Raw genomic sequence first — 23,247 nt, 5'->3', positions numbered from 1 at the left:
CTAGTTCTCAGGCCAGCGGGCCGACGACCGCTTCGGCGGCAGTGACCAACGCGCCCGACGCCGCCAGACCGACGACCGCGTCGATCTCCGGCGCCAGGTACCGATCGGTGCCTGGTCCTGGAACGGATTCTCGGACCGAGGCGATGACCGCCGCGGTCGCAGGCGATGCCGCCAACGGGGCGCGCATCTCGATGCCGCGCGCCGCGGTGTAGACCTCGATCGCCAGGACGCGGGCCAGCCCGTCGATGGCCCTGCGCAGCTTGCGCGCCGCCGACCATCCCATCGACACGTGGTCTTCCTGCATCGCCGACGACGGGATCGAGTCGACACTGGCCGGGTTGGCGAGCCGCTTGAGCTCGGAGACGATCGCGGCCTGGGTGTACTGCGCGATCATGTGGCCGCTGTCCACCCCGGGGTCGTCGGCCAGAAACGGGTTGAGGCCGTGGCTGCGGGCGACGTCGAGGAACCGGTCGGTGCGACGCTCGCTGATACTGGCCAGGTCGGCAACCGCGATGGCGAGGAAGTCCAGCACATACGCGATGGGGGCGCCGTGGAAGTTGCCGTTCGATTCCACCCGGCCGTCCGGCGTGACGACTGGGTTGTCCACGGCGCTGGCCAATTCGCGGCCCGCGACGGTGCGAGCATGCTCGACGGTGTCGCGCACTGCGCCGGCGACCTGGGGTGCACAGCGCAGCGAGTACGCGTCCTGCACCAGTGAGCAGTCCGGGCCGCTGTGGCTCGCCACGATCGGTGAGTCGGCGAGCACGCGGCGCATGTTGGCGGCAGCGGCGGCCTGGCCCGGATGGGGCCGCAGGGCGTGCAGGTCCTCGGCGAACACCCGGGTGGTGCCGAGTTGGCCCTCGACGCTCATCGACGCCGCGACGTCGGCCAGCTTCAGCAACCCGTCCAGGTCTCGCAGCGCAAGCACCAGCATGCCGAGCATGCCGTCGGTGCCGTTGATCAGTGCCAGCCCCTCCTTCTCGGCAAGCACAACCGGTTCGATCCCGTGGCGGGCCAGCGCGTCGGCGGCGGGCAGCAGTTCGCCGTCGGCCGTCCGCACGTGGCCTTCACCGATGGCCGCCAGCGCGACATGGGCGAGCGGGGCGAGGTCGCCGGAGCAGCCGAGGCTGCCGTACTCGTAGACGACGGGCGTCAGGTTCGCAGAGAGCAGCGCGGCGTACGTCTGCGCCACCTCGGGCCGCACCCCGGTTCGGCCGGTGGCCAGGGTCGACAATCGCAGCAGCATCATGGCCCTGACGACCTCTGGCTCGACCTCGGGGCCTGAACCGGCGGCGTGTGAGCGAATCAGGCTGCGCTGCAACTGTGTTCGCAGCTCCAGCGGGATGTGTCGAGTGGCAAGTGCGCCGAATCCCGTTGACACCCCGTAGACGGGCTTCGGGTTGTGCGCGAGTTCCTCGATGCGGGCGCGGCTCTTGGCGATCACGTCCAGCGACTCATCGGAGAGGCTCACCGCGGCGCCGCCGCGTGCGACGGCGACCACCTCGTTGAAACTGACGGGGCCGACGCCCACGACGACGGTTTCGGTACTCACGATCGTGACTCCACTCTTTCGGTGAGGTGCTTGCCCGCTCGCACAACGTCGCGGACGAGTGGCACACCCGGGCGGTACGCCAAATGGATGAAGGACGGGGCGGCCAAAGCCACGAAGTCAGCCCGCCGCCCAACGGCGAGGACGCCGACGTCGTCCCGGCGCAACGCTGCCGCGCCGCCTGCGGTCGCCGCCCACAACGCTTGGGCCGGAGTGAAGTTCATGTCCCGCACCGCGACCGCGATGCAGAACGGCATGCTGGTGGTGTACGAGCTGCCGGGGTTGCAGTCGGTCGCCAATGCGACGGTCGCCCCCGCGTCGATCAATCTTCGACCGTCCGGATACTGTGCGCGGGTTGAGAATTCGGCGCCCGGCAGCAGAGTGGCGACGGTCGTGTCGGCCGCTGCCGCGAGCGCTTCGATATCGTCGTCGGTGGCGTAGGTGCAGTGATCCACCGACGCCGCACCCAGTTCCACTGCGAGCTGGATGCCTGCGCTTGGCCCGAGTTGGCCCGCGTGTAGTCGCGCGACGAGCCCGGCCTTCATGCCTTCGGTGAGGATGTGTCGGGCCTCGTCGACGTCGAAGGCGCCGCGGTCGCAGAACACATCAACCCACCGGGCGTGTGGCGCGCAGGCCCGCAGCATCGGGCCGGTGACCATGTCGATGTACGCCGCGCGGTCGTCGCGAAACTCCGACGGAACGACGTGCGCGCCAAGGAATGTCGTCTCGTCGGTGACGGCTTTGGCGATCCGCAGACAGCGGGCCTCGTCTTTGACGGTCAGCCCGTAGCCGCTCTTGCACTCGAACGTGGTGACGCCCGCAGCCAGCAGCTCTTCTGCCAGCCGCTCGACACCGGCGAGCAGGGTGGCATCGTCGGCCTTGCGGGTGGCGGCGACCGTCGACGCGATTCCGCCCGCGCCATACGGTTCACCGCTCATCCGCGCCGCGAACTCCGCCGACCGTTCGCCCGCGAACACCAGATGGGCATGGCTGTCGACGAATCCGGGGATCACGCTGGCCTCGCCGCAGCTGACCCGCTCGTCGGCGTCGGGGGCCGCCGAGCGCGGGCCCACCCAGGCAATCTGCCGGCCATCGACGATCAGGGCAGCGTCGGAGATGATGCCGAGCGGATCGCCGTCGGCGTTCGCGGGATCGTTGGTGACCAGCTCGCCGATGTCGGTGTACAGGACGGTCATCGGGCATCCATCAGGTCGGCGATGGCCGTACAGAGTTCGGCCTCGACATTGGGTACGGCGACGTGTTTGCGGTCGACGACCACGGCGCGGCCGTCGACCACCACATCGGTCACGTCGGGTGCGGCCGCGGCGAACACCGCGGTTTCGGCGGTCGCACCACCGCCCGCTGTCCGGACCGAATCCAGCTGTACGGCAACGAGATCCGCACGGGAGCCGACCTTCAGCTCGCCGGCGTCGGCCCAGCCCAGACTGCGGTGGCCGTCGTAGGTGGCGGCGCGCAGCAGTCGGTCGGCGGTGATGGCACCGCGGGTGTGGGAGGCGAGGCGTTCGTTCAGTTCGACGGCGCGCGCCTCTTCGAACAGATCGATCACGGCGTGGCTGTCGGAGCCCAGGCAGAACAGTCCGTGCCCGGCCAGCAGCCCGGGCGCCGGACCGATGCCGTCCCCGAGGTCACGTTCGGTGGTGGGACAGAAGCATGCGCCGGTCGACGTCGCGTCCATGTCGGCGATGTCCTCGGCAGTGAGGTGGGTGGCGTGCACGGCAGTCGTCCGCGGTCCCAAGGCGCCGGCATCGCGAAGCACCGCGGTCGGCGTGCGACCGTGTACCGCGAGGCACTGCTCGACCTCACGGATCTGCTCCGAGGAATGGACGTGCAATGGAACACCGTGCACCGCAGCCCATTCCACGACGGCGCCCATGTGCTCGACGGGGACGCCCCGTACGGAATGCAGCGCAGCACCGACCAGAACGTGCTGATCGTCTACCTGCTGTCGCAGCGCCTCGACGCGGCCGGCCCACTGGTCGCCGGTCCCGTCGCCGAATCGCTGCTGGGGGCCGGCCAGCGGTGTGCCGTCCGGCGCGGAACTCAGATAGCAGGTGTCGAGCAGGGTCAGGCGGATGCCGGCGTCGGCCGCGCCGGCGATGACGGCGTGTCCCATCGCGTTGGGTTCGGCATATCGGGTGCCGCCGTTGTCGTGGTGCACGTAGTGAAACTCGCCGACGGAGGTGATTCCTGCGAGCGCCATCTCGGCGTACACCGCGCGCGTCAGGCGGCGGTACCGATCGGGGTTGAGCCGCTCGGCCGCGCGGTACATCAGATCACGCCAGGTCCAAAACGATCCGCGATCCCGTTGGGTGCGGCTGCGCAACGCTCGATGAAACGCATGCGAATGCGCGTTGGCCAGGCCGGGAATGACAAGCCCGCGCAGCCGGTGCGCGTCGGGTCGCGCGGTGGTGTCGGTGTCGATCGCCGTGATGCGGCCGTCGGCAACGGTGACCTGGACGCCATGCGCCACGTCGTCATCGCCGAGCCAGGCATGCTCACACCACCACGCCTCGGTCACGATGCCACCCAGTCGGCCATGACGTCGGCCAGCGCCACCGCTCCGGTGTTGCAGTCAGACGCCTCGGCGAATTCGTCGGGGGAGTGCGAAACCCCGGTTGGATTGCGTACGAACAACATTGCCGTCGGCACGACCGCGGAAAGGATGCCTGCATCGTGGCCCGCCTGCGTTGGCAACACCGGGATGTCGCCGAGGTGGGCCAGCGCCTGCTGTAGCCGCGCCCGCGGGCCCTCGGGAAACTCGACGATCGGGGTGACCGATTCGGCATCGACGCCGAGTTCGATGCCGTCGGCAGCGGCGTGCTGCCGGGCCTCGGCCGTGATCTTGTCGACCAGCGACCGCAGCGTCGCCTCGTCCGCTGCCCTGGCATCCAGCCACGCATGGACCGACGACGGAATCGCGTTGGCCCCGTTGGGTGCAACGATCACCTTGCCGAATGTCGCCACCGCGTCGTGGGCGGCCGCGGCCGACCGTGCGGAGTGGACCGACGAGGCGAATGCAAGCATCGGGTCGCGCCGGTCGGCCAACCGGGTGGTGCCCGCATGGTTGGCCTCGCCGCAGAACGTGAACTGCCAGCGGCCGTGCGGCCAGATGGCCGATGCGACGGCGATCGGGCGGTCGACGAGATCCAGCGCACGGCCCTGTTCCACGTGAAGTTCGACGAAGACACCGACGCGTTTGGTCAGCCGGGGATCGGTGCCGAGGTGGTCGGGCCGCCTGCCCGCCTTCGTCATCGCCTCATCCAATGTCATGCCGTGCACATCGCGCAGCCCACGCGCGCGCTCGGCGCTCAACGCGCCGGTGGACAGTTGCGAGCCGATGCATGCGACGCCGAAGCGGGCGCCCTCTTCGTCGGAGAATGCGGCGACCGCGACGGGAACCTTTGGTACGACACCGCGTTCGCGGACGATGTCGATGGCCGCGAACGCGGACGCCACACCGAGCGGCCCGTCGAAGGCGCCGCCGTCGGGCACCGAATCCAGGTGTGAGCCGGTGACGAAGGCATCCCTCGGGTCACCGGACCAGCCCGGCGGCATCCACCACGCCCACAGGTTGCCGTTGCGGTCCTCTTCAACATCCATGCCGCGCTGGGCGGCGCAGCCGGCGAACCATTCGCGCAAGGCCAGATCGGCATCCGACCATGCGAAGCGGCGGTAGCCCCCGGTCGCGGGGTGCCTGCCGACGTCGAGGATCTGCGGCCAGAGCCTGTCAAAGGCCGTCACACGTTCTCCTGCATGGGAATTCGCACACCGCGTTCGGCGGCGACTTCGGCCGCATGTTCGTAGCCGGCGTCGACGTGGCGGATCACGCCCATGCCGGGGTCGTTGGTCAGCACCCGCGCGAGTTTCTGCGCGGCCAGGTCGCTGCCGTCAGCCACCGTCACCTGACCCGCGTGGATGGAGCGGCCCATCCCGACGCCGCCGCCGTGGTGGATCGACACCCATGTCGCGCCGGAGGCGGTGTTGACCAAGGCGTTGAGCAGCGGCCAGTCGGCGATCGCGTCGGAGCCGTCGAGCATCGCCTCGGTCTCGCGGTACGGGGATGCGACCGAGCCGGAGTCGAGGTGGTCGCGGCCGATCACGATCGGGGCGGACAGTTCACCGGATGCCACCATCTCATTGAACTTCAACCCGGCAAGATGGCGTTCGCCGTAGCCGAGCCAGCAGATGCGTGCGGGCAGCCCCTGGAACGCGACCTTCTCGCCGGCCATCTCGATCCACCGGGTGAGGTGCTTGTTGTCGGGGAACAGCTCGAGGATCGCCCGGTCGGTGGCCTCAATGTCCTTCGGATCACCCGAAAGTGCGGCCCAGCGGAACGGCCCGAGGCCCTCTTCGAACTGCGGCCGAATGTAGGCGGGCACGAAGCCCGGGAAGTCGAAAGCCCGGTCGTATCCGGCTTTTCGGGCCTCGTCGCGGATGGAGTTGCCGTAGTCGAACACCTCGGCGCCGCGATCTTTGAAGCCGACCATGGCCGCGACGTGCTTGGCCATCGACTGCTGGGCCTGCTCGGTGAAGTAGACGGGATCCTTATCGGCCATCTTCTTCATGTCGTCGAAGTCGATGCCGATGGGCAGGTAGCTCAGTGGGTCGTGCGCGGAGGTCTGGTCGGTGACGATGTCGATCGGGGCGTCGCGGCGCAGCAGTTCGGGCAGCACCTCGGCGGCGTTGCCCAACAATCCGATCGACAGCGGCCGCTTGGCGTCGCGGGCCTCGACCGCCAGCCGCAGCGCGTCGTCGATGTCGGCGGCCTTGGCGTCGAGGTAGCGGTGTTCGATTCGTCGGTCGATCCGGGAGTCGTCGCAGTCAACGCAGATCGCCACACCGTCGTTCATCGTGACGGCCAGCGGTTGCGCGCCGCCCATGCCACCAAGGCCCGCGGTCAGCGTGATCGTGCCTGCCAGTGTGCCGCCGAACTTCTTCTTCGCGATCGCGCCGAAGGTCTCGTATGTCCCCTGCAAGATGCCTTGGGTGCCGATGTAGATCCACGAGCCCGCGGTCATCTGTCCGTACATCATCAGTCCCTCGGCCTCGAGCTTGCGGAACTGCTCCCAATTTGCCCAGTCGCCAACGAGATTCGAGTTGGCGATCAGCACGCGGGGCGCCCACTCGTTGGTGCGGAACACGCCGACCGGTTTGCCCGACTGCACCAGCATGGTCTCGTCGTTCTCGAGGTTGCGCAGCGTCCGCACGATCGCGTCGAAGGCCTCCCAGCTGCGCGCGGCCTTGCCGGTGCCGCCGTAGACGACGAGATCCTCGGGGTGCTCGGCCACCTCCGGGTCGAGGTTGTTCATCAGCATTCGCAGCGCGGCCTCCTGTTGCCAACCTTTACAGGACAACTCGGTGCCGCGGGGGGCCCGCACGAGGCGCGCGGTGGAGGTCATGGTGGTTCCTTTTCGCTGGTCAAACTCGGTGTGCTTCCAGAACACCGCACCTGCGCCCATTGCGGTAGGGAGAACCCGGCGATAGTGTCTCGTATCCGAGATTCAAGGAGGTGCGCCGTGTCCAGCACGTCACCAGCAGTCGGGCGGGCCCTCGATGTGCTGCTCCACCTTGCGTCGCGGCCGGGGCCCGTGCAGGGTTCGGCGTTGATCCGGGATATCGGGATGCCGCGGTCGTCGGCGTATCACTTGCTCGAGGTGCTGATCGAGCGTGGGTTCGTCGTGCATCTGCCCGACCAGCGCGCGTACGCGCTTGGGGTCTCGGCATTCGAGGTGGGTTCGGCGTATCTGCGGCATCAGCCCCTGGAGCACATCGCGCGGCCCATTCTCAAGCGTTTGGTCGCCGCCGTCGGAGAGACGGCACATCTCGGAATCCTTTACGGCGCAGAGAGTGTCTATCTGCTCAAGGAGCAACCGCAGACAGCGGGCGTGCCGGTCACCCTGGTGACCGATGTGGGCGTACGACTGCCCGCGCATCTGACCGCGAACGGTCGCTCGATCCTCGCGCATCTGTCGGCGGCTCAGGTGCGGGCGCTGTTCCCGTCGTCGGCGTCGTTCATCCATCGCACGGAACGCGGGCCCAATTCCCTTGCAGAGCTTCGGCAGATCCTGCAGACCGAACGCGCGCAGGGCTGGGCCGAGGAGGCCGGCATGATCACCGAGGGGCTGCAATCGGTGGCGGCGTGCGCATTCGACCACGCCGGCCGTCCGGTTGCGGCGTTCAGCGCGACCCGTCGTGAAGACCGCCCGAACACCGCATTGCCGGTGTTGGTCGACGCGGTCCGCGGCGCGGCCCGACAGCTGACCCAGGCACTATCCGGCCGCGCGCCGGACGGCTGGTTCTAAAGCACGAGCTGGGCAACGCCGAACTGCTCGAGTTCAGCCAAAAATAGGAAGCTTTGCGTCTGCGCGGCCGCGATGATTGCCAATGTGGAGCCGGACCAAGAACTCGTCGTGTATTACCCGCCGCTGAACTGGCAATTCGGGGTCAGCCGCCGGGGCGTCGTCGCGTTCGCTCCTGTGTTGTGCATTTTCACCGCAGGCTGTTTGTGGTTGTTGTTCCTTGCCGTGAACCAGCTCATGGTGCTCGCGGGTCGGGGCTGGGGGAACTTGATCCTGATACATAACGAGACGAGATGGCTTCCCGTCGCCGGTTCCGCGCTTGCGTGGCTGGCGGTGTCGTCGCTGTTGGTTTGGTTCACCACCCGCGCGTACTTGCTCTGGTGGAGGCGTCTGCGGCGGACATGGATGCTGCGGCTGACACCGACGGGTTTCGAGGTCAACGATCGGATATTCGTCCCCCGTCGTTATGGCTGGCACCAGGTCAACCAGTTCATGCTCGTTGCGGAGCGGGGTCAGACCAGCGCCGCAGTGGTGGACCCCCCGAAGACGTGGTTCGACGCCTTCAAGGCCAGCCAGGGCCGACGTCCGAGGTTCTACGTTGGCTTCGAGTGCACCCCGGGGCATCACGCCGGAGCGCCCCGGCTGTTCGGCGGCCTGGTCAGCAGGGACGGAACCAGGGCGGACGGCGTGATCACGGGCCATTGGGACCGGTCCTTGTTCGACGTGGTCAATCTACTGAACGACTGGCTGGACCACTATCGAGGGCTTGGGTAATCATGTACCATTTGGTACATGATTACCGATTGCGGCGTTGCGATCGATGCGCCGGCCGATGTCGTCTGGGAAGTGTTCAGCGACGTCGAGCGCTGGCCCGAATGGACGGCGTCGGTCACCCGGATCGTCGCGCTTGACGGGCCCGGGCTCGCGGTCGGCAAGCGGTTCGAGATCAAGCAACCACGCATGCCGAAGCTCGTCTGGGAGGTCACCGAACTCGTGCCGGGCTCGTCGTGGACCTGGGTGCAGCGCTCACCAGGCGGCCGCACCGTGGCCCGCCACGACGTCACTGCCGAGTCCGACATTCGGACCCAAGTCCGACAGCAGCTCGATCAGCGCGGACCGCTCGGTGCCCTGGTGGGGTTGCTCATGCGTGGAATGACAAGGCGCTACCTGGATTTGGAGGCGGCAGGCCTCAAGGCCGCAAGCGAGCACCGGCGCGTCGATGGCCCGACCGCCTGACCTCGAACGGCGCCAGGAGCTGCTCGACGCGGTGGTCAAGGAGTGCGCGGAGCGCGGCATCGGTGACCGGTCGTTGCGCGACGTCGCGGCCGCGGTGGGCACGAGTCACCGAATGCTGTTGCACCACTTCGGCTCACGCGATGAGCTGTTGCTCGCGATCGTCGACGAGGTCGAGCGTCGCCAGCGAGCCCTGTTGCCTGAGTTGCCGAGCGAGCCGGCCGCGGCAATGGCGGCCATGTGGGCCGACCTTCGCCGAGACGAATTGCGCCCATTCGAGCGACTGTTCTTCGAGTGCTATGCGCGCGGCGCACAGGGTGAGCGGCCGTTCGACCAGATGCTGCCGGGTGCGGTCGAGGCGTGGCTCGCTGAAGCCGGCGCAGCAGATCCGGCATTGGTACGCCTGGGTTTAGCCGTCATGCGCGGCCTGCTGCTCGACCTCGTCGGCACCGATGATCACGCGGGTGTCGACGCCGCAGCGCAGGCCTTCGTCGACCTGATTCGACGCGGGTCTGGCTAGCTCGAACCCCCGCTCGACTGCTGAGCAGCCGCGGCGGCAGCGGCCTTACCTTCTGGACTGGCAGCCGAATTCCCGGGTGAGGTGGCCGAGGCGACGCCCGCGTCGCAGTTCAGCGAGACAAGCATTTCACTGGTTGCCGAGCCGCTGCTGTCGGCGGGTGGCTGCACCGTGCGCTTCTGCGTGCGCGTGACAATGCAGTCTGGCCATGCCTTTTGGTCGCCGACGGTCGATACCACCACAGGTTTGAACCCGGCGCTGCTGAGTGCACTCTGAGCGTCGGAGTACTTCTGTCCCGTCACGTCAGTGGCGGCCGAGGCCACGGCGCTGCCCGAAATGGCAAGCATGGCAAGGGCTGTCGCTGCCCCGCCGACACTGAGGACAGCACGTGTGCCCATCAGGAGCCTGCCTTGACCGGCGGGACCGCTTCGGTCGTCGGCTCCACTGTGGTGGGTGTGGTGAACGTGGCTGTCGCCCCCATGGTCATCGCCGAAACCGACGGCTGGACGTAGACCGTATTGGTCGGTGCGTCACCGGATCCGGCCAGCGTGCTGGTGTGGGTTCCACCACTGTTATCGAGGGCCACGGTGAAGATGCCCGCTCCGACTACTGCTGTTGCGGCGCACGCCGCTCCTATCAACTTCACACCGCGACGACTGGTCGGCGTTCGTTTCGTGTTCATAAGGGGATAGTCGCGCCGTATTCGTAGGGATCACTGAATCGCTTCTGTGAGCTCACTGATTTACGCGTCAGTCACACATTTCCGTCGAGGGGTTTAGCCCGCGGGGACCGGTGGGTAGCCCTATGCGCTTGGGGGGGTCAGTCCTGACCAGCGTGCCCGCGCACGTCGCTGGCGCGCCGATCGAAGGAGAAGTATGAAGCTCAAAACAACCGCGGCCAAGGCAACCCTGATCGGTGCGATGAGCATCGCCGCGGCAGGGTTCGGAGCAGGGTTGGCACAGGCCGATCCGCCGTTCCCGACACCGCCACCGTGGCCGACTCCGGCAGCGGACGGGCCCGGCGTCAATGCCGGTGCGCCGGGCAACCCGCTCCCGCCTGGACAGGGCTACATGCCGCCTCCTGGCCACGCTGGACCGGGGTCGCAGGACGCGGTCGTACCTGTATGGGCCCCGCCGGCTCCGCCACCACCGTCCTGGGCGCCGTGGCTGCCAGTCAGCTGGAACACGGAGCTCAACGCGTGGGGTGTCTGGTGGAACGGTAGCTTCCAGACGCTGTAACCGGCTTACAGAGCGGCCGCCTCGCCTTCGCGGGGCGGCCGTTCTGTGTTCAGTTGCCGCCAAGAAGCGCACGTACGGCTGCCGCGCTGTCGCTTGCGATCGCCTCTGCTGCGATTCGTTGCGCCTCAACGGTGTTCACAGCGCGCACGGCCTCCTTCGTCGCCGGGATGGCGGGGGGAGTGACGGACAGCGCATCGACGCCCATGCCCACCAGCAGCGCCGCTGCCCTTTCATCGGCTGCGAACTCGCCGCACACGGACACCGAGGCTTGGCCCGCCGCGCCGCGACACGTTGCCCGAATCAGTTGCAGCAGGCCGGGATCAAACGTGTCGCCGATCGAGGCGACCGCTTCGTTGTTGCGATCGGCAGCAAGTGCGTACTGCGTCAGATCGTTGGTGCCGATCGACAAGAAGTCGACGTGGCGGGCGAAGGCCTCGGCCTTCAGCGCCGCGGCGGGCACCTCGACCATCATGCCAACCTGCAATCCGGCGGGACGTCCCCCTGCGCGGGTGACTGCGTCCTCCAAAAGCTCACGCGCCGCGAATAATTCGTCGAGGGTGGCGACCATCGGGAACATGATGCTGATGGGCGTGTCGTGGGCGACCCGCACCATCGCCAACAACTGGTCGGTCAACAACGCCGGGTGTGTCAACGACAGCCGAATGCCGCGAACGCCTAGATAAGGGTTGATCTCGGCAGGCGTCTGCAGGAACTCCAATGGTTTGTCGCCGCCGACATCGAGAGTTCGCAAGGTGATTCGCCGCCCCTGCAATGATTCGGCGATCTTGCGGTAGACGGCGACCTGTTCCTCGACGTCCGGCGCGTCCTGTCTGCCGAGGAACAGAAACTCGGTGCGGACCAATCCCGCGTAATCCGCCCCGTGGGCGGCGGCCGCGCGGGCGTCGTCGACCGAGCCGACGTTCGCGCCGACCGTGATCGTCACGCCGTCGCGTGTGCGTGCCGGCTCCGCAGCGCGAGCGTGCGCCTCGCGCTGCCGCCGGGCAAGCGCGGCGACTCTGGACTGAAACTCCTCGCGGACGCTCGGCGCCGGGTCGATCACGATCTCGCCACGACTGCCGTCCACCGCGACGACCGTGCTATCGGCGATGGACAGCACTTCCGCGCCTGCGCCGACGACGACGGGAATTCCCTTCGCGCGCAGCAGGATCACGTTGTGGGCGTGCGGGCTGCCGAACGCCAGCACCACCGCGGCTACTCGGGACGGTTCGAGTTCGGCGGCCTCTGCAGGCGTGAGGTCGGCGGCCACCAGCACACCCGTTGGGCCTGTTGATCTTTCGCCAGTGCCCAGCATCGCGCGAAGAACCTGATCGCCCACCGCACGCACATCGTCGGCGCGCGCCTGCAGGTAAGGGTCCGGCACCGCCGCAAACGCGGCGGTCAGATCTTTGACCCCGGCTGACCACGCCACCACGGCGGAGTCGCCGGTGTCGATCCGGCCCCGCACGTCGTCGAGCAGCGCCGCGTCGTCGAGCAGAAGTTGATGCGCATCGAAAATCGCCGCCTCGGCCTCACCGACGTCACGCGCGGTACGGGTCCGCAACTGGCCGATGTTGCGTCGCACCGCCGCGATTGCCTTGCCGAGCCGACGCCATTCCACGGCCGGTTCTTCGGCGGGCGTGTCCGGGATCGTGATGACGCCGGATCGGGCGGTCCATGCCGGCCCGATGCCCAGCCCAGGAGCGGCGCCGATGGGCGCTTGCCTGGCAGTGGGCTCCGGTGCGGGTGACGCGTCGACCGTCGACTCGTCGAAGTTGCGGGCAGCCAGTGCCAGGATGTGGTCGAGGGTCTCGACGGCCTGAGTACCAGACACCCGGACTTCCACCTCGTCGCCGGACCGTACGCCGAGCGTGGCGATCTTCGAAAGGCTGCCTGCGTCAACCCATTCCGACTGGGTGCGATTGTTTCGGATCCTCGCGTGGGCGTCGCGTGGCCGCACTTCCTGAACCAGTCGCGCGGCGGGCCGGGCGTGCAAGCCGTGTGGATTGGTGACAACGAAGCGCGCCGTCAATTCGTCAGGCTGGTCACTGGCCACCACCGACGCCTCCGTGACAGTGGCCGTGCCAAAGTGGCCGATCTTTCCGGCCAGGGCGCCGGCGGCTTCGGCGGCGACTTCCTCGCTAGACGCGCCACTGGCCGCGGCGACCGCGGCGACCACCAACCCCTCGACGAGGGGAGCAGGGCACAAGACAACCCGCTCGCTCACAGCGTCCTCGAGCAACTCGAGCGCGAGCTCAGCGGAGAGGACTGCGCTGCCGAGATCCATCAGCACCACGACACCGCTGCCTTGATCAGCTGCAGTGATGGCGTCGACGATCTGCGCGGCATCGGTGCCGAATGTGGTCTCGTCAAGGCCGGCAGCGATCGCGATGCGAATCTGCTTGCCGTGCAACATCTCTTGGGCCAGCGCCACCGCGGCACGGGCCAAGGCCCTGCTATGCGAGACGACGACGAGTCCGACTGTCATGGCGTCACCCACCGGTGGCGTACGCCGACGCGGCGGCGGCGATCAGCATGGCCGCCGATGTCGCGCCCGGATCCACGTGGCCGACGCTGCGTTGCCCCAGATAACTGGCTCGACCCTTGCGGGCAACCATGGATTCGGTTGCGTCGCGGCCTTTTTCGGCTGCTGCGGTGGCGTCGACGAGTGCGACGGCCAGACTGCTGCCGGATGCCAGCGCGGCATCGAGCGCGTCTAGCGCCGGTGCGAGCGCATCGAACATCGTCTTGTCGCCTGCTTCGGCACGACCACGCTGCACCACGCCTTCGACGCCGGCGCGCAGCGCTTTCGCGAAGCCCGCCGCGTCGGCGCCGTCGTCCGCGCCGAGGGCACCTGCCATCCGAAGGAAGAACGTGCCGTACAGCGGACCGCTGGCGCCACCGACCGACTTCACCAGTGTCATGCCGACCTGCTTGCACAGCGCGGACGTGTCGGCAGGCGTCGCTTCGTCCAGCGCGGCGAGTACCGCCGTCATGCCGCGATCCATGTTGATGCCGTGGTCGGCGTCGCCGATGGCCGCGTCGAGATCGGTGAGGAATTGGGCGTTTTCACTGACCACGCGCGCGTATTCACGGATCCATGCGGTGAGCTGGGCGAGATCCATTCAGCATCCCCTCCGCAGCGCAGGCGTGTTGACGGGGTGATCCCACAGCCGCAACAGCTCGTCGTCCGCGCGCAGCAGCGTGACCGAACAGCCAGCCATGTCGAGGCTGGTGATGTATGGACCCACCAGCGAACGGGCGATCCTGACGCCGGCCTTGTCGAGGATTGCGGCGAACTCCGAATACATGACGTAGAGCTCGATCAACGGGGTGGCGCCCATGCTGTTGACGAACAGCACCACGCCGTCATCGCCCGAGAAGTCGAGGTCGGTCAGCACCGGGTCGAGCATGAGCTCGGCCACCGCCCGGGCGGACTGCATGGGCATGCGTTGCCGGCCCGGTTCGCCGTGAATGCCGATGCCAACCTCTATTTCGGTGTCGGACAGGTCGAAGGTCGGATGGCCGACCGCCGGTACCGTGCACGATGTCAGCGCGACGCCCATGCTGCGCGAGGCGGCGTTGACGCGGCGCGCGACATCCGCGACCTCGGCCAGCGTCCGACCCTGGTCCGCGGCGGCGCCCGCGATCTTTTCGACAAGCACTGTCGCCCCGACACCGCGTCGGCCCGCGGTGAAGGTGCTGTCCTGCACGGCCACGTCGTCGTCGACGACCACCGATTCGACGGCGACGCCCTCAGCGTCGGCCAGTTCCGCGGCCATCTCGAAGTTCATCACGTCGCCGGTGTAGTTCTTGACGATGTGAAGCACGCCCGCGCCGCCGTCGACGTTCTTCGTGGCTTCGAGCATCTGGTCGGGCACGGGAGAGGTGAAAACCTCACCGGCACAAGCCGCGTCGAGCATTCCCTTCCCGACGAAGCCACCATGCAGCGGTTCGTGGCCGGAGCCGCCACCGGAGATCAGCCCCACCTTGCCCGAGACCGGTGCGTCGCCGCGGTAGATGATCCGGTTCGCCTGGTCGATCCGTAATTCGGGGTGCGCGATGGCCATCCCGCGCAGGGCCTCGGTGATGACGTCGGCGGGATCGTTGATGAGTTTCTTCATGTCCGGACTCCTCAGGCGGCGGTGGTGCTGGTCGCGGGTACGGCAGCGGGCGCGGGTGATTCGTCGGCCCTCGTCCTGGAAATCGCGACGTAGGCGATTCCGGCAAGGACACCGGCCAGACACTCGGCCGCGAGATAGACCGGCAATTGACTCCATGAAACCGAGCCACCCGCGATCTGCTGGACGAGCATCGGGCCGACGGTGCGGGCTGGGTTGATCGATGCGCCCGTGGTGGGGGCCACCGGGATGATCGCCGCGAACACCACCAAACCGATGGCGACACCGGCGAATCCCGCGGAGGCCTTGCGGTGTATCACGCCGAAGACGGTGAACACGAGAATGAACGTACCTACGAATTCGGCGAAAAAGGCCTGTACTGCACTGACGTTGCTCGAATAGGTGGCTACGCCCAGGCCGGCGTTGCGGGCGGCGGTGCCGAGCACCCCGATGATCGCGGCCGCGCCGACGATCGCGCCGACGACCTGCGCGGCGATGTAGGCCGGCACGCGCGCCCAGGGGAACTTGCCGGTGGCGGCGAGGCCGAGCGTGACCGCGGGGTTGATGTGGTTTCCGGAGATGTGCCCCAACGCGTAGATCGTCGCCACCACCACGGTGGCGAACGCGAACGAGATCATGCCGAGGTCGGCCATGGTGAACGGCGCGTCGCCGTTGACGATGATCGTGGCGGGCACGGACCCCACGCCGATGAAGACCAGGAAGGCGGTGCCGAATGCCTCGGCCGCGAGTTTCTGGGTGAGCGAAGGTTCGTCCATGACGTTCTCCTGAGACCGTGTGGTTGTCGACTATCTCGGATAGCATTCGATAATGTCGAATGTGATCTGGAACATACGCTTATGCTTCGGTCAACACAAGAGGCCGATGCCGGGCCGTCGAGGAAAGGTGGACGCATGATCCAGGCCGTGGATCGCGCGCTGCGCATCCTCACGGTGCTGCAGGGCGGCCGGCGGATGAGCCTTGGCGAGATCGCGACCGCCATCGACCTGGCGCCCTCCACCGTGCACGGTCTGGTGCGCACTCTGCTGGCGCACGGCATGGTCCAGCAGGAGATCGACTCCGGCCGCTACCGCCTCGGCCCGGCGACCCTGCGCCTGGGCAACGTTTACCTCGACACGCTCGAACTGCGCTCACGGGTTGCGATCTGGGCCGAGGGCCTGGCGCGGCGTACGGGTTGTGCGGTCCGCACCGCGGTGTTGCTCTTCGACGAGGTTGTGGTGGTTGCCCACGAGCCAAGGCCCGACGGCACGCGCCAGATGCCGGAGGTGGGGATCGTGATCCCCGCGCACGCGAGCGCTCTTGGCAAGGCGCTGTTGGCCTTTCAGTCCGACTACAAGGCCGACGAGTTGCGCAGCATGACCGGAGAAACCATCACCGATCCCGCGGTGCTGGCCGATCAGCTGGAGCAGATCCGCTCGTCTGGCATCGCGCTGGAGGTGGAAGAAGCTGTGCTGGGTGAATGCGCTGCAGCTGCACCGGTTTTCGACTCCTCCGGCGAGGCGACGGGGGCGGTCAGCCTGGTGGTGCCTGCCGGGCGTTGGCCGCTGGAGGCCGAGGCCATCGACGCGTTGCGTGACACGGCCCGCACTGTGTCACGTGAACTCGGATCACCGGTGTGGCCGCCGCGTCGCGTCTAGCTCTCGCGCGGCAGCTAGCTACTCGGAAGCGCCGCGCGCCATTCCTTGCGGGCGCTGCGGGCCTCGAAGATCTCCAGCAGCGCAAGGAACCCGCTCGGATAGATCAGCGACACGATCCACTGTTTGCCATCGCCGTTGCTGACCTGAAACCCCGCTCCCATGAACTGCTTTAGCCATTTGACCTTCAGGCCGTCCCTGGGAAATTCGAATGCAGTGATCGACTCACCGGCGGCGAGGCGCTCCTTGAGGTCGGGAATCCCGAGCTCCTTGGCGATCCAGCCGGCGTTGCCGGTCACCCGACAGCGCAACGTGGTGTCGGTCAGTTCGAGTTCGCCGACGGCGAAGAAAGAGTTGGCGCGGTTCTGCAGAAGGTAGGCCTTCGTCTGCGGAGGCGGCGTGGTGGTCACGGTTATCCCTGTTCTGGTTGGTCGTCGACTTTGAAGCCGTACTTGACGTCACCGCCGTCGACGCTGTTGACGGTGACTGTCACGCCGTAGGTGGTGCCTTGGTCAGTGAGCTGGCAGCGGGTGGTGGCCCCGACTTCGCCCTTGAGGTCGTCAGGACAGGTGATGTCGGGCGTGCGCCCGAACTGTTGGGTCAGCTGTTCGGTTATCGACTTGGCGACGTCGTCCTTGTTGACCGTCTCGACGATGTCGAAATTCACCTTGCTGCCGTCGACGCTCGTCACGGTCACGTTCACGCCGTAGGTCTGACCGTCGTCGGTCATCTGGCAGTCGAGGGAGGCGCCGACCGTGGCCTTCAAATCGTCGGGGCAGGTCACCGATTGCGGTTTGTGCCCGGCCTTCTCGTTCACCTTGGCACTGATTTGGTCGGCGACATCAGCCTTCGCGACCGTCTTCTCCTGGTTGCTGCCAACGGAAAAGGAACAGCCCGCAAGGGCCATGCTCACCGCCGCGACGGCCACGATCGCGCCCCGCGTCATCAATCGTGCCATGTCACGTCCTTTCGTCATGCCAACCGACGCATAACGATGACACAGCAATGACAAAGCTTCGACTCAAGTTGAAAGAAAACTGTGTTTGCTCGGCGAGTCTGCGATGTCGCTGTGACGAAACTGGGTAAAAGCTTGTCAGGCAACGGGCTTGGTGATCGCGAGCACCTCGGCGTTCGGCAGTGACGCCAGCACTTCTGTGGCGAGTAGAAGCTTCGAACCGCGGATGCCGCTTCCGACGATGACCCGCTCACGGTCAATGACGTTCACATCGACGAGAATTGGCCAGTCGCTCGGCAAGCCGACGGGCGTGATCCCGCCGTACTCCATACCGCTCAGTGTGACCGCACTATCCATCGAGGCGAATGAAATCTTGCGAGCGCCAAGGTGTTTGCGGACAATGCCGTTGATGTCGGCCCGCGCGGTGGCAAGCACCACACAGGCCGCGTACCACAGCCGATCGGCGCGGCGCGCTTCGACGACGACACAGTTGGCAGAGATGTCCAAGCCGATGTCGTAGTGCTCGCAGAATGCTGCCGTATCGGCAAGGTCGGGATCGATGGGGCTGACCCATGACCCGTCGCGTAAGTGCGGCCGCACCGGTGCGGCGACGAGCTCGGGCGCTTCGGTCGCCGGGACAAACGTCAGCTTTCCCAGCTCGACGGTCATTCCGCGCTGCTCCGTCGATCGCCGATGAACTCGAGCAGCCGGGGGTCGTCGGAGGTGAACCGGTCGACTTCCTCGCCGCCGTCGCAGCGCAACAGCCCGATGGTGACGCTGTCGCGGGTGCGGGCGATCACCTCCCACACCGCGCCGGAGTCCTGCCAGCGCTGCAGTTCTGCGGTTCGATCGATGTGCATGCTTCTACGATTCCACCCCATGAGCGTCCGTCGCCGCATCAACGTCGCCCGCGTGTACGACGATCCCGCGCCCGGCGATGGTGAGCGGATCCTGGTCGACCGGCTGTGGCCACGAGGTTTCCGTAAGGCCGACCCGCGGGCCGGCCGGTGGATACCGAAGGTCGCACCGTCGACCGAGCTTCGCAAGTGGTACTCCCACGAGCCGGCGCGATTCGACGATTTCGCCGCGCGCTACGCCGCAGAGCTGGAAACGGGGGAGGGCGCCGCGGCGCTGACCGAGCTGCGCGATGCGCTCGAGTCGGGACCGGTCACGTTGGTCACGGCCGTCAAAGATCTGGACGGCAGCCACGCTGCCGTTCTCGCCCGGTTGTTGTCATAGGCTCCAGCCGTGGGTGCAGCTGTGGCGGTCAGTGTCGCCGCCGTGTTCGTGTGGCTGGGCATGGTGTTGGCGATCTCATTCATCGAGACTCCGCTGAAGTTCCGGGCACCTGGTGTGACGCTGCAGCTCGGACTTGGCATCGGCCGCTTGGTCTTTCGTGCGCTTAACGCCTGCGAGCTCGCCCTGGGTGCCGTTGTCATCGTGTGTTTCGTCATCAGCCCGCCGGCTACCGGCATCGCGGTCGCGGTGGCCGTCGCCATTGTCACCCTTTTGGCTCAGGTGCTGGCTGTGCGGCCGCGCCTCACCCGACGATCCGACGCGGTGCTCGCCGGCGGCGAGGGCCCACGCTCACATGCGCATTGGGTGTACGTCGGCCTCGAAATCGTCAAGGTTGTCGCGCTGCTCATCGCGGGGGTCTGGCTGCTCGCCGCCTAGCTCAGCAGTTCCCGGACTCGCGCGCGAGCCGTCTCGGCGGCCTGCTGCTCGCGCTGGTACAGCAGGCCGAAAGTGAAGCCGTTCTCGCCCGGCGTTGTGCCGGCGCTCAGTGCCAACCGTCGCAGCGTCAAGGAGGCAACCACGCCGTCTTGATGATCCCCGAGCACCCGCTGGAATTGCTTGTAGCGCTTGGCCGTCGCCTTCCCTTCCTTGTCGACTGGTAGGCGGAGTTCGGCGGCGTAGCGCGCGCGTTTGGCGGCTTTGCGGGCACGGTGCAGCAACGTGTCGTCACCGGCCTCGACGGCCTCGGCCAGCCGGCGATCAGCCTTGCGCTCGGCGCGACGCGCCCGCTTGGTCAGCGCCTTGAGGCTCGGCGGTTCATCAAGTGGGGGATCGGTCCGCCAACTCTGCAGCGTCGCGAGCAGTCTCAGATAGCGCTGAGAGTCCATCGCCTCGGTGACGACCTTGCGGGCCCGCAATTGGTACGACTGCAAGTCGTTGTTGATCCGATTGGCCACCGGGCCGAGGACCAGCTCGGGTGGTAGTTCGTTCAGTGCGTCGCGGAAGCGGCGACGCTGCACATGACAGTCGCGGACCTCACCAAGCAGCCCCGCGAACCACTTGAGTTCGGCGTCGACATCGCCGATGGCGTCCTGGTCGAGCAGTTTGCCGAACACCCGCAAGGTGCTGCGCAGCCGACGGATCGCGACCCGTGTGTCGTGAATCGGGTCGCTTCCGCGGCGCAGGCCGAGATCCCCCTCAAAGACGGCATCGATCTGTTCTGCCAGGTAGGCCACGACGGCTTGGCCCGCGGCGGACTCGACAGCGGGTTCACGGCGGGTCGATCGCGCGACGCGGGCGAGTTTCGATGGGTACTGGGACGGCGTTGCACCCGCGTTCGTGAGTCGCTTGGTGAGCTGACGCGGGAACGAACGCGCGGCGGGGCCCAGTTCGACTTCGATCTCGCGCCACGCCAGCAGGCGATGGCCCACCGAGGCGAGCACCGAGTCATCGGCCACCTCGGCGCAAAGCCGATCACGCTTGCGGTCGGTGATCCGATACCGCTCGCGGGTGGTGCGGATGGTCGCCACGTTCACCAATGGCTTGCCAAGCCGCATGCCCGTGAGAGCGTCGGCCAGTTCCGCCGGTGGCGCTTCGGACAGCGCGGTGCGGATCTCGACGCGTCCTTCGGCGGCGGGCACCTTGAGCTGCCAGCCGGTGTCGTCGTCACCGTCGCGCCGCCGCAGTAGTACGCCGTGGGTTTGCAGATCCCCGTCGGCAGTGTCGTAATAGGCGCTGCTGAGCGTGACGGTGCTGCGTTTGACGTCGGCTCCGGCGACGATGTCGTCGATGCGAGGCAGCTCGAAATGCTCGTCGACGTCCCATTTCAGTTCGCGTTCCAGCACTTCATCCATACCGAAAGGCTCCCCGCAAGCGCAGTCGGTGAAACATCGCGGGCTCGTCAAAAGGGAGGTCACCCTAGCCTTAATTTCTGCGGTAGCCTCCCGCTCAAATGACTGAGATTGAGCAAGCGCCCGCGCCGGTGCTGCCGCGCGAACGCACCAAGATCTCCGACGCCCTCCGCGCGGTAACCGCGCCCCCGACGCCGCGGCTGGCCGAGCCTTACCGGTTTCGCCTCGTCGATCCGGACGCCGACGCGGCGATGATCTCGGAGTGGATGAACCGCCCGCATCTGGTGGAGGCGTGGGAGTACGACTGGCCGCCCGAGCGTTGGCGGCGCTACCTGCGTGCGCAGCTCGCCGGTCAGTACTCGCGGCCGTTCATTTGCAGCTTCGGCGACAGCGACTTTGCCTACGTCGAACTGTACCGAGCGGCAAAGGATTCCATCGCCGAGCGGTACGAAGCCGATCCCTACGACATCGGATTGCACGGTGCGATCGCCGAGTCGGAAGCCGTGAACCGGGGGACCGCATCCTTGTTGTTGCCACGCATTGTCGCCAGTCTCTTCGAGCTCGAAACCCGGTGCACCCGAATCATGTTCGATCCCGACCATCGCAACAGCGCCGCGCGACGACTGTGCGAATACACCGGGTGCGAGTTCCTTGGCGAGCACGATATGTCCAACCGCCGGATGGCGCTCTACGCGTTGCCGCGGCCGGCGACACCCGTCGCGGACGGTCAGTAGTCGTAACGGGCCAGCGTCGTTCCGCCCACACGCTCACCGTCATCGATCGACACCAATGCAGGCACCAGCTCACTGGTGATCAATCCGTGTCGATCTGTCACCTCGTCGATGATGTCGAAGCTGGCAGCGATGCGGTCGGGACTGTCGACGACGATCGTGGTCACCGGAACTTGGCGAGTGAGCTGAATCAGCTTGTCGCCGTGGGGTTTATGGTCTCCGTGAAAGCCCCAGACGCCGCGCAGCACCGTCGCACCGCGAGCGGCATCCGAGTCGAATAGCCGCTGGACGATGGCGCGGTGGATCGGGACGCCGTCGTGCAGCGTCGCCTCCGATGTGTAGACCATCAGCTTCTGCCAGAGCGCCCGGCCGACGTCGTCGGTGGCGGGCAGCGCGGCGGGCCGCCCCACCACTTGTCCGTCGCGTTTGCACAACTGCACGCGTTCCAGCGTCATCAGGGGTTTGCGAAGCATGGCTTCGAGTTCAGGGATCGCCGCGGTGGCCTGAGGTGCGGTGCCGACCGCGATGATCATGACCGGAACGTCGACGTTGCGGCTGAAGAAGCGCGCGCGCTGCCGTTGCCCGTGTTTGGTGCCGTCGACACCGAGAAACACTGATGCGCCTGCGAATCCGCGGCGATGCAGCACGTCGCAGACGGCTCGGTGTGCGGGTTGTCCCGACGCCCGGTCCTGGCGCCCGATGTAAACGGTGAGCTTGACGGTGTCCGACTGCGGTGCCGCCTCGACACCGCCGAGCATTCGTGCGCGCTCCAGAGTTACGAGACCGCGCGTCGTCGCCGCAACGGCGCGGTCGGCGAGCGACGCGATCTTGTCGGCGCGGTCGACGGCAGCGATCACAATCGGTGAATCCTCCGACGCGCTCAACGTCTGGTCGCTGCGCAGCACATGGTGCGGACCGAAACTGGCGATGCCGCGCAGCACCACGCTGGTGGCCACGGCGCTCTGCCCGTAGAGATCAAGCAGCGCGTCGGCGAGAAAGCGGTCGCCGCTGCGAAGGCGCTCAGCGAAGTAGGTGGTCAGCTTGAGGTACTCGGTGCTCACAGCCGGCCCCCGATCCACAAGCCCAGCCACGCGGCGGCCACACCGAACACCACGCTCAGGGCAATATTGGCGATGGCCGGCCGCAACTGGCGTTCTTCGGCCAGGCGCTGCGTCTCCAGCATCCACGTCGAAAACGTGGTGTATGAGCCGACGAACGCCGTGCCCGCCAGCAGCGCCAGGTGCGGGCTGAGAGCCAGACCGGACAGGAAGCCGAGCAGCAGCGCGCCGCTGATGTTGACCGCGAACGTGCCGTACGGGAACGATCCACCGACGCGAGTCGACACCGTGCGGTCGACCAGGAAGCGCAGCACCGCGCCCAGGCCCCCGATCACGACGACGCCCGCCCACACGGCGACGGTCACGCGCGGACCCGGGCGCGTCGCACCAGCGCGGTCGCGAGATAGAGGGCCAGCAGCCCCGCCGCGAGGCTCGCCGCGGTGTAGCAGACCGCGAGGCCATAGTGATGTTGCTCGAGCATTCTGACGGTTTCGACCTGCATCGTCGAGAACGTGGTCAGGCCCCCGCACACCCCCGTGCCGAGCAACGGCCGCCGATAGCTCGACACGGGCAACCGCTCGAGCAGTCGGGTCGTGAAGTAGCCCAACAGGAATGCGCCGACGATGTTGACGATGAAGGTCGGCCATGGCCAGTGCCCGGGCTCGGGCGCCGCGACGGTCGCCAGGGCCGCGCGCGCGAGCGTGCCGAGCGCGCCACCGACGAACACCGCGGCCAGTTCCCGGCCGTCGAAACTGAACATGAGCCAAAGTATCGCCGTCGAGCTTTCGCT

28 protein-coding genes are annotated in these 23,247 nt (G+C 67.2%); 9 read left to right on the top strand and 19 right to left on the bottom strand.

What is annotated here, in order from left to right; translation table 11 throughout:
* Nucleotides 1-7: 7 nt before the first annotated feature.
* Genes hutH through hutU form a run of 5 tightly spaced genes read right to left on the bottom strand, consistent with a single transcriptional unit; the run spans nt 8 to nt 6,969 of the window.
* Nucleotides 8-1,552: a histidine ammonia-lyase gene (gene hutH, locus GGC64_RS05960; protein WP_370581996.1), complete on the bottom strand. Its 1,545-nt coding sequence runs from the start codon at nt 1,550-1,552 to the stop codon at nt 8-10.
* Nucleotides 1,549-2,745: an imidazolonepropionase gene (gene hutI / locus GGC64_RS05955; RefSeq protein WP_192721497.1), complete on the bottom strand. Its 1,197-nt coding sequence runs from the start codon at nt 2,743-2,745 to the stop codon at nt 1,549-1,551. The genes hutH and hutI overlap by 4 nt, the downstream gene beginning before the upstream one ends.
* On the bottom strand, nt 2,742-4,088 hold the full coding sequence (locus GGC64_RS05950) for a formimidoylglutamate deiminase (protein ID WP_192721496.1): 1,347 nt from the start codon (nt 4,086-4,088) through the stop codon (nt 2,742-2,744). The genes hutI and GGC64_RS05950 overlap by 4 nt, the downstream gene beginning before the upstream one ends.
* Nucleotides 4,085-5,311 (bottom strand): allantoate amidohydrolase, encoded by a 1,227-nt coding sequence (locus tag GGC64_RS05945; RefSeq protein WP_192721495.1) that lies wholly within the window; start codon nt 5,309-5,311, stop codon nt 4,085-4,087. The genes GGC64_RS05950 and GGC64_RS05945 overlap by 4 nt, the downstream gene beginning before the upstream one ends.
* Nucleotides 5,308-6,969, bottom strand: a complete 1,662-nt coding sequence (gene hutU, locus GGC64_RS05940) for a urocanate hydratase (RefSeq protein ID WP_192721494.1) — start codon at nt 6,967-6,969, stop codon at nt 5,308-5,310. Before hutU ends, GGC64_RS05945 begins: the two co-directional genes overlap by 4 nt.
* Before the next feature lie 117 nt (nt 6,970-7,086).
* On the opposite strand from hutU, the gene GGC64_RS05935 reads away from it, so the two are divergent.
* From GGC64_RS05935 to GGC64_RS05920, 4 genes are all read left to right on the top strand, one after another.
* A complete protein-coding gene (locus GGC64_RS05935; protein ID WP_192721493.1) occupies nt 7,087-7,872 on the top strand; it encodes an IclR family transcriptional regulator in 786 nt (261 codons plus the stop codon).
* 84 nt (nt 7,873-7,956) lie between these two features.
* Nucleotides 7,957-8,643 (top strand): hypothetical protein, encoded by a 687-nt coding sequence (locus GGC64_RS05930; protein ID WP_192721492.1) that lies wholly within the window; start codon nt 7,957-7,959, stop codon nt 8,641-8,643.
* Between the two features lie 18 nt (nt 8,644-8,661).
* Nucleotides 8,662-9,105 (top strand): SRPBCC family protein, encoded by a 444-nt coding sequence (locus GGC64_RS05925; RefSeq protein WP_192721491.1) that lies wholly within the window; start codon nt 8,662-8,664, stop codon nt 9,103-9,105.
* Nucleotides 9,089-9,622: a TetR/AcrR family transcriptional regulator gene (locus tag GGC64_RS05920; RefSeq protein ID WP_192721490.1), complete on the top strand. Its 534-nt coding sequence runs from the start codon at nt 9,089-9,091 to the stop codon at nt 9,620-9,622. The genes GGC64_RS05925 and GGC64_RS05920 overlap by 17 nt, the downstream gene beginning before the upstream one ends.
* Here the strand turns inward: GGC64_RS05920 and GGC64_RS05915 are convergent.
* Nucleotides 9,619-10,017 (bottom strand): PASTA domain-containing protein, encoded by a 399-nt coding sequence (locus GGC64_RS05915; protein ID WP_192721489.1) that lies wholly within the window; start codon nt 10,015-10,017, stop codon nt 9,619-9,621. The two genes, GGC64_RS05920 and GGC64_RS05915, sit on opposite strands and share 4 nt — an antisense overlap.
* Nucleotides 10,017-10,301 (bottom strand): hypothetical protein, encoded by a 285-nt coding sequence (locus GGC64_RS05910; RefSeq protein WP_192721488.1) that lies wholly within the window; start codon nt 10,299-10,301, stop codon nt 10,017-10,019. Before GGC64_RS05910 ends, GGC64_RS05915 begins: the two co-directional genes overlap by 1 nt.
* 193 nt (nt 10,302-10,494) lie before the next feature.
* On the opposite strand from GGC64_RS05910, the gene GGC64_RS05905 reads away from it, so the two are divergent.
* Nucleotides 10,495-10,857 carry a hypothetical protein gene (locus GGC64_RS05905; RefSeq protein WP_192721487.1) on the top strand — a complete coding sequence of 121 codons (363 nt, stop codon included), beginning with the start codon at nt 10,495-10,497 and terminating at the stop codon, nt 10,855-10,857.
* 49 nt (nt 10,858-10,906) lie between these two features.
* On the opposite strand, the gene ptsP is transcribed toward GGC64_RS05905, so the two are convergent.
* Genes ptsP through GGC64_RS05885 form a run of 4 tightly spaced genes read right to left on the bottom strand, consistent with a single transcriptional unit; the run spans nt 10,907 to nt 15,751 of the window.
* On the bottom strand, nt 10,907-13,342 hold the full coding sequence (gene ptsP, locus GGC64_RS05900; RefSeq protein WP_192721486.1) for a phosphoenolpyruvate--protein phosphotransferase: 2,436 nt from the start codon (nt 13,340-13,342) through the stop codon (nt 10,907-10,909).
* 4 nt (nt 13,343-13,346) lie between these two features.
* Nucleotides 13,347-13,979 (bottom strand): dihydroxyacetone kinase subunit DhaL, encoded by a 633-nt coding sequence (dhaL, locus tag GGC64_RS05895; RefSeq protein ID WP_192721485.1) that lies wholly within the window; start codon nt 13,977-13,979, stop codon nt 13,347-13,349.
* Nucleotides 13,980-14,978 carry a dihydroxyacetone kinase subunit DhaK gene (gene dhaK, locus GGC64_RS05890; RefSeq protein ID WP_192721484.1) on the bottom strand — a complete coding sequence of 333 codons (999 nt, stop codon included), beginning with the start codon at nt 14,976-14,978 and terminating at the stop codon, nt 13,980-13,982.
* An 11-nt stretch (nt 14,979-14,989) separates the two neighbouring features.
* Nucleotides 14,990-15,751 (bottom strand): MIP/aquaporin family protein, encoded by a 762-nt coding sequence (locus GGC64_RS05885; RefSeq protein ID WP_192721483.1) that lies wholly within the window; start codon nt 15,749-15,751, stop codon nt 14,990-14,992.
* A 135-nt stretch (nt 15,752-15,886) separates the two neighbouring features.
* Between GGC64_RS05885 and GGC64_RS05880 the strand changes: the two genes are divergently transcribed.
* Nucleotides 15,887-16,630: an IclR family transcriptional regulator gene (locus tag GGC64_RS05880; RefSeq protein WP_192721482.1), complete on the top strand. Its 744-nt coding sequence runs from the start codon at nt 15,887-15,889 to the stop codon at nt 16,628-16,630.
* A gap of 14 nt (nt 16,631-16,644) precedes the next feature.
* Here the strand turns inward: GGC64_RS05880 and GGC64_RS05875 are convergent, their stop codons facing one another.
* From GGC64_RS05875 to GGC64_RS05860, 4 genes are all read right to left on the bottom strand, one after another.
* Nucleotides 16,645-17,037, bottom strand: coding sequence for a hypothetical protein (locus tag GGC64_RS05875; protein WP_192721481.1), 393 nt, complete (start codon nt 17,035-17,037; stop codon nt 16,645-16,647).
* 2 nt (nt 17,038-17,039) lie between these two features.
* Nucleotides 17,040-17,585, bottom strand: a complete 546-nt coding sequence (locus tag GGC64_RS05870) for a DUF4333 domain-containing protein (protein WP_192721480.1) — start codon at nt 17,583-17,585, stop codon at nt 17,040-17,042.
* Nucleotides 17,586-17,720: 135 nt separating this feature from the next.
* The gene (locus tag GGC64_RS05865) at nt 17,721-18,251 is read right to left on the bottom strand and encodes a YbaK/EbsC family protein (RefSeq protein WP_192721479.1); all 531 of its coding nucleotides are present in this window, start codon (nt 18,249-18,251) and stop codon (nt 17,721-17,723) included.
* The gene (locus tag GGC64_RS05860; protein ID WP_192721478.1) at nt 18,248-18,442 is read right to left on the bottom strand and encodes a hypothetical protein; all 195 of its coding nucleotides are present in this window, start codon (nt 18,440-18,442) and stop codon (nt 18,248-18,250) included. Before GGC64_RS05860 ends, GGC64_RS05865 begins: the two co-directional genes overlap by 4 nt.
* 19 nt (nt 18,443-18,461) lie before the next feature.
* Between GGC64_RS05860 and GGC64_RS05855 the strand changes: the two genes are divergently transcribed.
* Nucleotides 18,462-18,821 carry a DUF488 domain-containing protein gene (locus GGC64_RS05855; protein WP_192721477.1) on the top strand — a complete coding sequence of 120 codons (360 nt, stop codon included), beginning with the start codon at nt 18,462-18,464 and terminating at the stop codon, nt 18,819-18,821.
* Between the two features lie 9 nt (nt 18,822-18,830).
* Nucleotides 18,831-19,256, top strand: a complete 426-nt coding sequence (locus GGC64_RS05850; protein WP_192721476.1) for a hypothetical protein — start codon at nt 18,831-18,833, stop codon at nt 19,254-19,256.
* On the opposite strand, the gene GGC64_RS05845 is transcribed toward GGC64_RS05850, so the two are convergent.
* A complete protein-coding gene (locus GGC64_RS05845; protein ID WP_192721475.1) occupies nt 19,253-20,671 on the bottom strand; it encodes a CYTH and CHAD domain-containing protein in 1,419 nt (472 codons plus the stop codon). The two genes, GGC64_RS05850 and GGC64_RS05845, sit on opposite strands and share 4 nt — an antisense overlap.
* 98 nt (nt 20,672-20,769) lie before the next feature.
* On the opposite strand from GGC64_RS05845, the gene GGC64_RS05840 reads away from it, so the two are divergent.
* Nucleotides 20,770-21,402: a GNAT family N-acetyltransferase gene (locus tag GGC64_RS05840; RefSeq protein WP_192721474.1), complete on the top strand. Its 633-nt coding sequence runs from the start codon at nt 20,770-20,772 to the stop codon at nt 21,400-21,402.
* Here GGC64_RS05840 and GGC64_RS05835 read toward each other — a convergent pair.
* Genes GGC64_RS05835 through crcB (GGC64_RS05825) form a run of 3 tightly spaced genes read right to left on the bottom strand, consistent with a single transcriptional unit; the run spans nt 21,396 to nt 23,217 of the window.
* Nucleotides 21,396-22,460, bottom strand: coding sequence for a DUF190 domain-containing protein (locus GGC64_RS05835; protein ID WP_192721473.1), 1,065 nt, complete (start codon nt 22,458-22,460; stop codon nt 21,396-21,398). The two genes, GGC64_RS05840 and GGC64_RS05835, sit on opposite strands and share 7 nt — an antisense overlap.
* Nucleotides 22,457-22,822, bottom strand: a complete 366-nt coding sequence (gene crcB, locus GGC64_RS05830; protein ID WP_192721472.1) for a fluoride efflux transporter CrcB — start codon at nt 22,820-22,822, stop codon at nt 22,457-22,459. Before crcB (GGC64_RS05830) ends, GGC64_RS05835 begins: the two co-directional genes overlap by 4 nt.
* On the bottom strand, nt 22,819-23,217 hold the full coding sequence (gene crcB / locus GGC64_RS05825; RefSeq protein ID WP_192721471.1) for a fluoride efflux transporter CrcB: 399 nt from the start codon (nt 23,215-23,217) through the stop codon (nt 22,819-22,821). The genes crcB (GGC64_RS05830) and crcB (GGC64_RS05825) overlap by 4 nt, the downstream gene beginning before the upstream one ends.
* Nucleotides 23,218-23,247 lie beyond the last annotated feature (30 nt).

Origin of the sequence: Mycobacterium sp. OAS707 (genome assembly GCF_014873705.1) — a bacterium.
Classification (GTDB): Bacteria; Actinomycetota; Actinomycetes; order Mycobacteriales; family Mycobacteriaceae; genus Mycobacterium.
The sequence above is the reverse complement of the archived record's forward strand: the minus strand, read 5'-3'. Positions and strand labels throughout refer to the sequence as shown.